An 11698-nucleotide genomic window follows, 5' to 3' on the forward strand; every position below is an offset into this window, starting at 1 on the left:
CTGCCGCTGGGGGGCTTGGGCATGTGCACGCGATAGCCGCCGGCCGTCAGCACGCGCAGGGCGGCGTCGAGGTTTTCGCGCTCATAAATGCGATTGAAGGTGTCGGCGAAAAGAACGACCTCGCGGCCGCCCTCCGGCCCGGCCGTTTCGGCGGACGACACGAAGATGTCGCTGCGGAAGGCGGGCAGGGCGCGGCGGGCGCTGATGCCGGCAAAGCGCTCGAACAGCTTTCGCAGCAGCGGACTGTGGTTGCGCAAATTGGCCAGCGGTGCGAAGCGCGCGGCGAGACCGGCATAGCGCGGCAGATACCCGACGAGGCGATCGCGCAAGGTCAGGCCGTGCGAGGCGGCGCGTGCCGCCAGCACCTCGATCTTCATCTTGGCCATGTCGACGCCAACAGGACATTCGTGGCGGCAGGCCTTGCAGGAGACACAGAGCTTTAGTGTCTCCATCATCTCGTCGGACGCAAGCGCGTCGAGGCCCAGTTGGCCTGAGATCGCGAGCCGCAAGCTGTTGGCGCGGCCCCGCGTGACGTCCTTCTCGTTGCGCGTGGCGCGGTAGGACGGGCACATCACGCCGCCCTCGAGCTTGCGGCAGGCGCCGTTGTTGTTGCACATCTCGACCGCGCCCTGAAAACCGCCGCCGGCGCCGGGATAGGCCGACCAGTCGAGCTTCGTCTTGAGCTCTTTGACGCGATAATCCGACATGAAGCGGAACAGCGAGCGGTCGTCCATCTTCGGCGCGTCGACGATCTTGCCGGGATTGAGCACGCCTTCAGGGTCGAAGCGCTTCTTCACCTTGCGGAAGTCGGCGACGAGGCGCTCGCCAAACATGACCTCGTGGAATTCCGAGCGCACCATGCCATCGCCATGCTCGCCGGAATGCGAGCCCTTGTATTCGCGCACCAACGCAAACGCCTCCTCGGCGATGGCGCGCATCGCCTTGACGTCCTTCTCCAGCTTGAGGTTCAGCACCGGGCGCACGTGTAGGCAGCCTTCGGAGGCATGCGCATACATAGTGCCGCTGGTGCCGTGCTTCGCGAACACCTCGTTCAGCCGCGCCGTGTAGTCCGCGAGATGCTGCAGCGGCACGGCGCAGTCCTCGACGAAGGAGACCGGCTTGCCCTCCTGCTTCATCGACATCATGACGTTGAGGCCGGCGGCGCGGAAATCAGCGATGCCGCTCTGCAGCGCGGGTTCGGTGATCTCGACCACGCCGCCCCATTTGCGCGTATCATTATTCCAGCCGAAGCCGAGATCGCCCATTAGCTCGGTGAGCTGCTTGAGGCGCAGAAGGTTGTCAGCCTGATCCTCTTCCGCAAACTCGACCACCAGCACGGCGTCGGGGTCGCCCTTGATTGCGGCATTGATGATCGGCTGGAACATCGCGATGTCACGGCCGAGTGCGATCATGGTGCGATCGACCAGCTCGACTGCGATCGGCTTCAGCTTGACGAGATGCTGGGCCGCATCCATCGCTTCGTAGAAGCTGCCGAAATGGCAGACGCCGAGAGCCTTGTTGCGGATGACGGGCCAGAGCTTCAGTTCGACCTTGGTGGTGAAGGCGAGGGTGCCTTCCGAGCCGACCAGCAGATGCGCCATGTTGTTGCGCGCGTTGCGCGGCACCAGCGCATCGAGATTGTAACCGCCGACGCGGCGCTGCACCTTTGGAAAGCGCGCCGCGATCTCGTCGGCTTCACGCGCGCCAAGATCGAGCATGTCGCGGACGAGGGCGCGCACGCTGTCGCTGGCATCGCTGTCCGAGAGATCGGGCGAGATCTCGCCGAAGCGGCTCAGCGTGCCGTCGGCGAGCGAGGCTTCCATCGACAGCGTGTTGTCGCGCATCGTGCCGTAGCGCAAGCTACGGCCGCCACAGGAATTGTTGCCGGCCATGCCGCCGATGGTGGCGCGCGAGGCGGTGGAGACGTCGACCGGAAACCAGAGGCCGTGCTGTTTGAGCTGACGGTTGAGGTCGTCGAGCACGATGCCGGGCTCGACCACGCAGGTCCGGCCGGCAACGTCGAGCGACAGGATCTTGTTGAGGTGCTTTGAGAGATCGACCACCAGGCCGTCATTGACGGTCTGGCCGCATTGCGAGGTGCCGCCGCCGCGCGGGGTGACCTTGACCCCCTCATCACGCGCGATCGCCAGGGCCCGCAGCGCCTCGTCCATGGTCCTGGGGACGACCACGCCCGAGGGCATGATCTGGTAGAACGAGGCGTCGGTGGCGTAGCGGCCGCGGCTGAAGCGATCGAACAGGACGTCGCCGGTGATGTCCCGGGCAAGACGTGCCGCCAGACGCTCCGTTTGGACCGATTTCGGTGATTTTCCAGCCACTTCCGTCGCCATGATCCGCTCTCGCCTGTTCGCAGGCACCGTCTTGCCTCCCGTCACGACCCTTGGCAAGCGAGCCCTGCTTCTTGTGCATTGACGGACCCCGCCGGGCGAGGGACAAGCCCGGCGAATAGTGATATGCGAGCGGCTCGCCGGAGCCCTCAATGCGGGGCCGACGCTCGAGCAAGACCGCCTCAAAGACCAGGAAGGACGCCTATGACCGTGCATACTGGAAGGCATTTCTTACAGATTCCAGGACCGACCAACGTGCCCGACCGCGTGCTGCGGGCGATGGACATGCCGACGCTGGACCATCGCGGTCCGGAGTTCGCCGAGCTCGGTTTTGCGGTCCTCGCCTCGATGCAGCGGGTGTTCCGCACCAAGCAGCCTGTGATCATCTTCCCCTCGTCCGGCACCGGCGCCTGGGAGGCGGCGATGGTCAATGTGTTCGCGCCCGGCGACAAGGTGCTGATGTGCGAGACCGGCCAGTTCGCCGTGCTGTGGCGCGGCATCGCCGACAAGTTCAAGCTCGAGGTCGACTTCATCCCGAGCGACTGGCGCCATGGTGCCGACCTTGCCGAGGTCGAGAAGCGCCTTACGGCCGACAAGCAGCACGCGATCAAGGCGGTCTGTGTGGTTCATAACGAGACCTCGACCGGCTGCGTCACGCCGCCGCTCGAAGTGCGCAAGCTGCTGGATCGCGTCAAGCATCCGGCATTGCTGATGGTCGACACCATTTCCGGCCTCGGCTCCATGGAATATGAGCACGACGCCTGGGGCATCGACGTCTCGGTCGCCGGCTCGCAGAAGGGCCTGATGCTGCCGCCCGGTCTCGGCTTCAACGCCGTCTCGGAGAAGGCGCTCAACGTCGCCAAAGCCAATCCCGGCATGCGCTCCTATTGGGACTGGCAGGAAGTGATCAGCTTCAACAAGCTCGGCACCTTCCCCTATACGCCCGCAACCAATCTGCTCTATGGCCTGCGCGAAGCCGTGAAGATGCTCGAGGAAGAAGGCCTCGAGAATGTCTGGGCTCGCCACAAGCGCCACAGCGCGGCGACGCGCGCCGCGGCCAAGGTCTGGGGCCTGGAGACGCAATGCGCTGATCCCGCCGCGCATTCGCCGGCGCTGACCGGCGTGCGTGTGCCTGACGGCTTTGATGCCGACGCCTTCCGCAAGGTGGTGTTGGAAAACTTCGACATGTCGCTCGGCACCGGCCTCAACAAGGTCAAGGGCAAGGTGTTCCGCATCGGCCATATCGGTCATTTCAACGATCTGATGCTGATGGGCACGCTCGCCGGCGTCGAGATGGGCCTGGATCTTGCAGAGATTCCTCATCGGAGCGGCGGCGTGCTGGCAGCGATGGACGTCCTGAAGGGACGTGACGCGGTGCCGATGGCCCAGGCCCAGGTGGCCTGAACTAACTTGGAAAGTGATAGCGCGATGAACCTACCTGCGACTGCCAACGAAGACCTGCTCTACTCCGTCACGGACGGCATCGCGCGGATCACCTTCAACCGGCCCCAGGCGCGCAACGCCATGACCTTCGCCATGTATGACCGCATGGCGGAGATCTGCCAGGAGATCAATGCCGATCGTTCGATCAAGGCGCTGATCCTCACCGGTGCCGGCGACAAGGCGTTCGCCTCGGGCACCGACATCTCGCAATTTCGGGCCTTCAAGACGGCGCAGGATGCGCTCGACTACGAGGCGCGGATCGACCGCGTGCTCGGCACGCTCGAACAGTGCCGCGTCCCCGTGATCGCGGCCATTGCGGGCGCTTGCACCGGCGGCGGCGCCGGCATTGCCGCCTGCTGCGATCTTCGCATCGGCACTGAAACAACGCGCATGGGCTTTCCGATCGCACGCACGCTCGGCAATTGCCTGTCGATGTCGAACATCAGCCGCGTCGTCGCGCTGGTCGGACCTGCGCGCACCAAGGATCTGATCTTCAGGGCGCGCCTGGTCGAGGCGCAGGAAGCGCTCGCGCTCGGCCTCCTCACCGAAATCGTGCCTGACGTCGAGACTCTTCAGCGCCGCGCGGATGAAACCGCAAAGCTCGTCGCGAGCCATGCGCCGCTGACGCTGGAAACGACCAAGGAAGCGGTGCGTCGCATCCGTCCGACGCTGTCGCGCGAACAGGGCGAGGACCTGATCCTCAAGGCTTATATGAGCGAAGATTTTCGCGAGGGCATGGACGCCTTCCTCAACAAGCGCACGCCGAACTGGAAGGGCAGGTAGCGCGTGCTTCGTAAGCCGAAAGTCATATGGGGCCGGAATGTCCGCCGGCTTGAACTCGCAACCCTTAGTCCGCACAATGCATCGATAAATTTCCCGGCATCACAAAGCCAATAGTCAGGGGACGATACTCGTGCGTATTCCAGTGAAGGCCGTCGGGGCTGCGACGGCCTTGTTGTTCAGTGCGCCGGCCGTCGCCGGCTGGGAACCGACCAAACCCGTCGAGATCGTGGTGGCGGCGGGCGCAGGCGGCGCCTCGGACCAGATGGCGCGGATGATGCAGGCCGCGATCCAGAAGAACAATCTGATGAAGCAGCCGATGGTGGTTTCGCTCAAGGGCGGGGCGTCGGGCGCGGAAGCGCTGATGTACATGAAGTCCAGCGAGGGCGATCCGAACAAGGTGCTGATCGCCTATTCGCTGATCTACATGCTGCCGCTCTCGGCCAAGATCCCGTTCAACTGGCGCGAGCTGACCCCGGTCTCGGTGATCGCGCTCGACCAGTTCGTGCTGTGGGACAATGCCGCCGGTCCCAAGACGGTGAAGGAGTTCATCGCGGCTGCGAAGGCGGCGAGCTCGCCGTTCAAGATGGGCGGCACCGGGTCCAAGCGCGAGGATCACGTGCTGACCGTGTTCCTGGAGCAGAAGACCGGCGCGAAGTTCTCCTATCTGCCCTACAAGTCCGGCGGCGAGGCTGCCACGCAGCTCGTCGGCAACCACACCGAATCCAACGTCAACAATCCATCCGAAAATCTCGAAGTCTGGCGCGCCGGCCAGGTGCGTCCGCTCTGCGTGTTCGACAAGGAGCGCATCTCCTACACCACCAAGGTGACGGACACGCAGTCCTGGGCCGATATCCCGACCTGCAAGGAGGAGGGCGTCGACGTCCAGTACCTGATGCTGCGCGCAATGTTCCTGCCAGGCAAGGTTACGCCGGAACAGCAGGCGTTCTATGTCGAGCTGTTCCACAAGGTGACGCAGACCGCCGAATACAGGGAATACATGGAGAAGCAGGCGTTGAAGCCGATCTTCCTCACCGGCAAGGACATGGTGCACTTCCTCGAGGAGGACGACGCCCAGAACAAATCGCTGATGACGGAAGCCGGTTTCGTCGCGAAGTAATCACACCCGCACCTCATGCCCTGCGAAGGGCGGGGCATCCAGTATGGCACAGAATGCGACGAAAGACGGCTTCTGCACGGCGTACTGGATCATCCGCCTTCGCGGATGACGACAGCGCAACTCGATCTGGCAGAGCATGTCCCAAACCGATCTTGAAATCGTCGTCGACGATCTAACCGCGCCTGACGACAACTCCCCGTCCGTCACGCCGACCAGCACCGTCGAACTGATCGTCTGCCTGCTGCTGCTCGCGCTCGCCGCCATCCTCGGCTACGACAATTGGCGCACCGGTGCGTCCTGGGATTCGACCGGGCCGGAGCCTGGCTATTTCCCGTTCTATCTCTCCCTCGTCCTCGGCGGCGCTAGCCTTTATGGCCTGATCGTCGCGTTGCTGGCGCGGCGCGCGATATCCGAAACCTTCGTCACGCGCGCACAGGCGCGCCGCGTGCTTGCGGTGTTCGTGCCGACGCTGCTGTTCTGCCTGGTGACGCAGTTCCTCGGCCTCTATGTCGCGAGCTTCCTTTTGATCGCCGGCTTCATGCGGGCGATCGGCAAGATCGCGCTTTGGAAGTCGCTGCTCACCGCCCTCGTGTTCACGGCGATCATGTTCGTCACCTTCGACGTCGCCTTCGACGTCATCATGCCGAAGGGCCCGCTCGAAGCGGCCTTCGGCTACTAGGCTGGCCTCCGCGATGGAAGCTCTTGGTCTCCTGCTTCACGGCTTCGCCGTCCTGCTGACGTGGAAGACGCTCGTGCTGATGATGCTCGGCCTCGTGCTCGGCATCTTTGTCGGCGTGCTGCCCGGCCTTGGCGGGCCGAACGGCGTCGCCATCCTGTTGCCGCTGACCTTCACGATGGATCCGACCTCGGCGATCGTGATGCTGTCCAGCATCTATTGGGGCGCGCTGTTCGGCGGCGCCATCACCTCGATCCTGTTCAACATCCCCGGCGAAGCCTGGTCGGTCGCCACCACGTTCGACGGCTATCCGATGGCGCAGCAGGGCCGGGCGGCCGAGGCGCTGACCGCGGCGTTCACGTCCTCCTTCATCGGCTCGCTGGTCGCAGTGCTGCTGATGACCTTCCTTGCGCCGATGATCTCGTCCTTCGCGCTGAAGTTCGGCCCGCCCGAGTTCTTCGCGGTGTATCTGTTGACGTTCTGCTCCTTCGTCGGATTGGGCCGCGAAGCCAGGCACAAGACCGTCATCTCGATGTCGCTCGGCCTTCTGCTCGCCGGCGTCGGCATGGACACTGTGTCAGGCCAGCTGCGCATGACCTTCGGTTCGGCGGAGCTTTTGCGCGGCATTAACTTCCTGGTCGCCGTCATCGGCCTGTTCGGCATCAGCGAGATTCTGCTGACGATGGAGGAACGGCTGGCGCTGCGCGGTCACGCGGCGAGCATCTCGCTGCGCGTGGTGCTGAGCGTGTGGAAGGACCTACCGAAATACTGGGTAACGTTGCTGCGCTCCTCTTTCATCGGCTGCTGGCTCGGCATCACGCCGGGCGGCGCGATCGCTGCGTCCTTCATGGGCTACAGTTTGGCAAAACGTTTCGCCAAGAATCCGGAGAGTTTTGGCAAGGGCCGCATCGAAGGCGTGTTCGCGCCGGAGACGGCGGCACATGCCTCCGGCACCTCGGCGCTGCTGCCGATGCTGGCGCTCGGCATTCCCGGCTCCGGCACCGCTGCGATCCTGCTCGGCGGTTTGATGGTGTGGGGGCTCAATCCGGGCCCGCTGCTGTTCGTCGAGCACAAGGATTTCGTCTGGGGCCTGATCGCCTCGATGTATCTGGGCAATGTCGTCGGTCTCGTGCTGGTGCTGACGACTGTGCCGATCTTCGCCTCGATCCTGCGCGTGCCGTTCGCGGCCATCGCGCCGATGATCGTAGTGTCCTGCGCCATCGGCGCCTACGCGATCCAGAACGCGATGTTCGACATCTGGCTGATGCTCGGCTTTGGTGTTGTCGGCTACGTCTTCAAGAAGATCGGTATTCCCTTGGCGCCGTTCACGCTGGCGCTCGTGCTCGGCAACCGCGCGGAGGACGCTTTCCGCCTGTCGATGATAGGCGCCGGCGGCGACATGAAAGTGTTTTGGTCGAATGGCCTGGTCGGCTCGATCACGACGCTCGCGATCGCGCTGCTGTTTTGGCCTGTCATCGATGGGCTACTGAACTGCATCGGACTGACGCAACGGACTAGAGCGACATCCGGCTAGCCCGCGAGACCGTCGTTGTTTAAAATCAATAGCTTAGAAAGGGCGATAATGTTTGGCGGTCGCCGCCACGTAGGTTCGATTGCTTCGGGATGTGGCCGGCGCGGCACAGCGACCCCGCAGAGTCCGGTATATTCCGCTCATAAATTTGAAGAGGAATTGCCATGAGGCGGATTGTGATTGGGATGGCAGCGGCGATGTCGCTGTTCGCGACGGGCGCACTGGCGGCGGATCTCGCTGCGAAGCCATATGTAAAAGCTCCGGTCATGGCCGATCCGATCTGGAGCTGGACCGGCTTCTACGCCGGCGCCAATGGTGGTTACAGCTGGGGCCGTTCGAATGCTTCGGTCCTGCCAACCTCACCGCTCGGGGTGAATGTCCGAGAAAACGTTGATGGTGGACTTGGCGGCATCCAGGTCGGCTATAACTGGCAGGTCGATCCGAAATGGGTCTTGGGTCTTGAGGCCGATATTCAGGCACCGGCGAGCGTGGACGTTCGATCGATCCGCTGGTGGCAGTAAGGATCGGCTCGATTGGCCTTTCCGGCTCGACCAGCAACAGCACGGATTTCCCGTGGTTTGCGACCTTCCGCGGTCGCGCCGGGCCTTTGGCTGATCCCAGCCTGCTGCTCTATGCGACTGGTGGTTCGGCTGGCGGCGAGGTCAAGTTCGGCACTCAGGCGACGCTGACCGCGCAGTTCTTTGATGGAAACAGCAACACGCCCATCGGTGCGCCCGTAATGGTTGTTGGTGCGGCGGTTTCAGAGAGCAAGACTCGCTGGGGTTGGACCGCAGGCGCAGGCGTCGAGAAGAAGTTCAATCGCAACTGGTCAGCCAAGCTCGAATATCTCTATATTGACTTGGGATCGTCCACTTATTTCGGTGGGACCGCCAATTCGACCAGCGTCTCGTTCCACGATCATGTGTTGCGAGCTGGATTCAATTACGCTTTCAGCCCGTCTTCGGTGGTTGCGAAGTACTGAAGTCGAGTGTCAACACGAAGCAAAGTCCGGCCTCGCGCCGGACTTTGTCGTTTTTGGTGTGGCGTTCCGCCCGAACATCGCGCGTGCCATTCCGCCGGCCGAGTCCTCCGATCGACTGACCTTCGAACCCAGGACGCGGACCGAAACAATCAACGCGTTCTCCCGAAGGAAAACATCCTGACACGGAAGCCACATTTACACCAATTGCGCCGGCATCGAAGGCGCCTTCGCCGACGCTGCACTGGCGGCACCTGAGCGACTCACCGGCGCGGTGAAAGAGCCCGGCCAGACCGCCGGGCTTTCCCTAGCCGACATAAGAGTAGCCGCTCACACCACCTTGGCTTCCCTAAGCTTGGCGATCTCGTCGGCGTCGAAGCCGAACTCCTTCAGCACCTCGTCGGTCTGCTCGCCGAATTCCGGCGGCCGCGCCACCATCCTGCTCGGCGTGCGCGACAGCGTCACGGGCTGGCCGACCAGCCGGATATGCCGGCCTTCGTCGTTCGGCACGTCCTGCGCAATGCCAAGATGCTTGACCTGCGCGTCCTCGAACATCTGGTCGATGGCGTAGATCGGCCCGCAGGGCACGCCGGCATCGTTGAGCTCGCGGACCCAGGTCTCGGTCGGCTTCGTGACGGTGCGCTTCTCGATCTCGGCATTGAGCGCGTCGCGGTTCTTGGAGCGGGCAGGGGCGGTCGCATAGTCGGGATGGGCATAGAGCTCCGGTGCGCCGATCGCCTGCGCGCAGCGCTCCCAGATCCGCCCGCCCGTGGTGGCGATGTTGATGTAGCCATCCGAGGTCTTGAACACGCCGGTCGGGATGCTGGTCGGGTGGTTGTTGCCGGCCTGCTTGGCGACCTCCTTCTCCATCAGCCAGCGCGCTGCCTGGAAGTCGAGCATGAAGATCTGGGCTTGAAGGAGCGAGGTCTGCACCCACTGTCCCTTGCCGGAGACCTCGCGCTCGAGCAGCGCGGTGAGGATGCCCATGGCGCAGAACAGGCCTGCCGTGAGGTCAGCAACGGGAATGCCGACCCGCATCGGGCCTTCGCCCGGCGCGCCCGTGATCGACATTAACCCGCCCATTCCTTGTGCGATCTGATCGAAGCCCGGCCGTTTGTGATAGGGGCCGTCCTGGCCGAAGCCGGAGATACTGCCATAGACGATGCGCGGGTTGATTGCGGCGAGGCTCTCATAGTCGATACCGAGCTTCTTCTTTACGTCAGGGCGGAAATTCTCGACCACGACGTCGGCCTTGGCGGCCAAGCGCTTGAACACGGCAAGCCCGCGCTCGTCCTTCAGGTTCAGCGTCATCGCCCGTTTGTTGCGGTGCAAATTCTGGAAGTCGGATCCGCGCCGCGGCCCGCCCGGCTGCTCGCCGCTGGCATCGTCGGTCAGCGCGTCGATCTTGACGACGTTGGCGCCCCAATCCGCAAGCTGGCGCACGCAGGTCGGCCCGGAGCGGACGCGGGCCAGATCGAGCACAGTGAAGCGCGATAGGGCTTCAGAAGCGTGAGGAAAGGGCATTTCGGACTCCGGTGAACGCACGGGGAAGGGTTAGTGATTTTGATCGGTCAATTCGAGCGGGAATTCAATGCCTGAAGCAGAGCAGTAGGTCCCGAGTACCGCGGAATTCAGTAGCTTTGTCCGAATGTTACCTTATTCTCGGCGGTAGTTGTCCGGGTTGAATCGACCGAGGCTTTGTGGACAAAAGGCCCTGCTAACGCTCGCATTGCTGGTTCCATGAACCACAAATTAACGTGGGGGCCGAATCCTGACGCCCGAGCCTGATGGGGCTGGCGCCGAGGACCCGTCCTCCTCATGGCCGCCGGCGAGCGGTCGACTGAAGCCCGATTCGAGACACCACGATGAGAACATTGAGCGATGAACTGCTCTCCGACGATCCGTTCTATACGGTTGTCGGCAATAGCATTCAGGGAAGCTATTTCCCGGACACCGCGGGAACCACTTCCACCGCGACCACCACGACCGGCTCGGTCATATCGGTCAACTCGGGTGGCATTACCATCAACCTGATCCTAGACGCGGCGGCGCAGGCTGCGCCGGCGAGCTTCAAGAACGGCCTGCAGTAGGCAGTTGCGATCCTCGCGGCCAATATTACCGACAAAATTACCGTTAACATCAACATCGACTACAGTGGCACGGGGGGACGGTGCAGCGGCCGGACCCGACAGCGGACTTTACGAGAATTATTCATGGGTTCACTCGGAGCTGGTGAACAACGCCGGCTCTGGTGACACGACGTTCAACAGCCTCCCGAGCGGGACAGCGATCCAGGGACAGTCGAACGTCGCTGTCTGGAATGCGCAGCTGAAGCTTTGGGGTGTGATTTGCGCCAACGACACGACGACCGACGACGCCAGCGCGTATTTCTCTACTGATATCAATCCAAATCTACTGGTTGGTGTCGCGCTCCACGAGTTGACCCATGCAATGGGCCGCGTGCCATATGGGGCAGCGCCTGATGTCTTGGACCTGTTCCGATTCAGCAGCCCCGGCGTCCGACTATTCCAGGGCGGTGCGACCGCGCCCGCGGCGTATTTCTCGCTCGACGGTGGGAACACCAAGCTCGCCGACTACGGCCAGAACTCCGACCCCAGCGACTTCCTCAACAGCGGCGTGCAGGGGCCGAACGTTCCATTCAATGAATTCTATACGACCACCACGATCCAGGGACTCACGGCGGCCGACCTGAATCAGCTGGATGCGCTAGGCTTCCATCTGGCGCTGAACAATCCTGTCATCATCGAATCCTATGGCACGACATCCCTGATCCAGATCGGGACGGGCTACTATCTGGGCAACT

At 63.0% G+C, this 11698-nt stretch carries 10 protein-coding genes and 1 pseudogene; 9 read left to right on the forward strand and 2 right to left on the reverse strand.

What is annotated here, in order from left to right:
• Positions 1-2348: FAD-binding and (Fe-S)-binding domain-containing protein (locus tag XH80_RS03355; RefSeq protein ID WP_271597327.1), on the reverse strand; the 2348-nt coding region annotated here is incomplete at its 3' end.
• A 201-nt stretch (positions 2349-2549) separates the two neighbouring features.
• On the opposite strand from XH80_RS03355, the gene XH80_RS03360 reads away from it, so the two are divergent.
• From XH80_RS03360 to XH80_RS03390, 7 genes are all read left to right on the forward strand, one after another.
• Positions 2550-3749, forward strand: a complete 1200-nt coding sequence (locus XH80_RS03360; RefSeq protein ID WP_271597328.1) for a pyridoxal-phosphate-dependent aminotransferase family protein — start codon at positions 2550-2552, stop codon at positions 3747-3749.
• A gap of 24 nt (positions 3750-3773) precedes the next feature.
• Positions 3774-4571 carry an enoyl-CoA hydratase/isomerase family protein gene (locus XH80_RS03365; protein WP_271597329.1) on the forward strand — a complete coding sequence of 266 codons (798 nt, stop codon included), beginning with the start codon at positions 3774-3776 and terminating at the stop codon, positions 4569-4571.
• Between the two features lie 130 nt (positions 4572-4701).
• Positions 4702-5688 (forward strand): Bug family tripartite tricarboxylate transporter substrate binding protein, encoded by a 987-nt coding sequence (locus XH80_RS03370; RefSeq protein WP_442869103.1) that lies wholly within the window; start codon positions 4702-4704, stop codon positions 5686-5688.
• A gap of 136 nt (positions 5689-5824) precedes the next feature.
• Positions 5825-6367 (forward strand): tripartite tricarboxylate transporter TctB family protein, encoded by a 543-nt coding sequence (locus XH80_RS03375; protein WP_271597330.1) that lies wholly within the window; start codon positions 5825-5827, stop codon positions 6365-6367.
• A gap of 13 nt (positions 6368-6380) precedes the next feature.
• The gene (locus XH80_RS03380) at positions 6381-7898 is read left to right on the forward strand and encodes a tripartite tricarboxylate transporter permease (RefSeq protein WP_271597331.1); all 1518 of its coding nucleotides are present in this window, start codon (positions 6381-6383) and stop codon (positions 7896-7898) included.
• A gap of 182 nt (positions 7899-8080) precedes the next feature.
• On the forward strand, positions 8081-8416 hold the full coding sequence (locus tag XH80_RS03385; protein ID WP_271597332.1) for a hypothetical protein: 336 nt from the start codon (positions 8081-8083) through the stop codon (positions 8414-8416).
• On the forward strand, positions 8407-8877 hold the full coding sequence (locus tag XH80_RS03390) for an outer membrane protein (RefSeq protein WP_271597333.1): 471 nt from the start codon (positions 8407-8409) through the stop codon (positions 8875-8877). Before XH80_RS03385 ends, XH80_RS03390 begins: the two co-directional genes overlap by 10 nt.
• A gap of 327 nt (positions 8878-9204) precedes the next feature.
• Here the strand turns inward: XH80_RS03390 and XH80_RS03395 are convergent, their stop codons facing one another.
• Positions 9205-10398, reverse strand: coding sequence for a CaiB/BaiF CoA transferase family protein (locus tag XH80_RS03395; RefSeq protein ID WP_271597334.1), 1194 nt, complete (start codon positions 10396-10398; stop codon positions 9205-9207).
• Positions 10399-10748: 350 nt separating this feature from the next.
• On the opposite strand from XH80_RS03395, the gene XH80_RS03400 reads away from it, so the two are divergent.
• A complete protein-coding gene (locus XH80_RS03400; RefSeq protein WP_271597335.1) occupies positions 10749-10964 on the forward strand; it encodes a hypothetical protein in 216 nt (71 codons plus the stop codon).
• Positions 10965-11106: 142 nt separating this feature from the next.
• A pseudogene (locus XH80_RS03405) lies at positions 11107-11698 on the forward strand (NF038122 family metalloprotease); the annotation flags it as partial.

Source organism: Bradyrhizobium sp. CCBAU 45384, assembly GCF_028128665.1.
GTDB classification, from domain to species: domain Bacteria; phylum Pseudomonadota; class Alphaproteobacteria; order Rhizobiales; family Xanthobacteraceae; genus Bradyrhizobium; species Bradyrhizobium manausense.

Excerpts from the sequence above, each read along its gene's own strand:
- XH80_RS03360 (WP_271597328.1), top strand. The coding sequence starts at position 2,550 with ATGACCGTGCATACTGGAAGGCATTTCTTACAGATTCCAGGACCGACC.
- XH80_RS03365 (WP_271597329.1), top strand. The coding sequence starts at position 3,774 with ATGAACCTACCTGCGACTGCCAACGAAGACCTGCTCTACTCCGTCACG.
- XH80_RS03375 (WP_271597330.1), top strand. The coding sequence starts at position 5,825 with ATGTCCCAAACCGATCTTGAAATCGTCGTCGACGATCTAACCGCGCCT.
- XH80_RS03380 (WP_271597331.1), top strand. The coding sequence starts at position 6,381 with ATGGAAGCTCTTGGTCTCCTGCTTCACGGCTTCGCCGTCCTGCTGACG.
- XH80_RS03385 (WP_271597332.1), top strand. The coding sequence starts at position 8,081 with ATGGCAGCGGCGATGTCGCTGTTCGCGACGGGCGCACTGGCGGCGGAT.
- XH80_RS03395 (WP_271597334.1), bottom strand. The coding sequence starts at position 10,398 with ATGCCCTTTCCTCACGCTTCTGAAGCCCTATCGCGCTTCACTGTGCTC.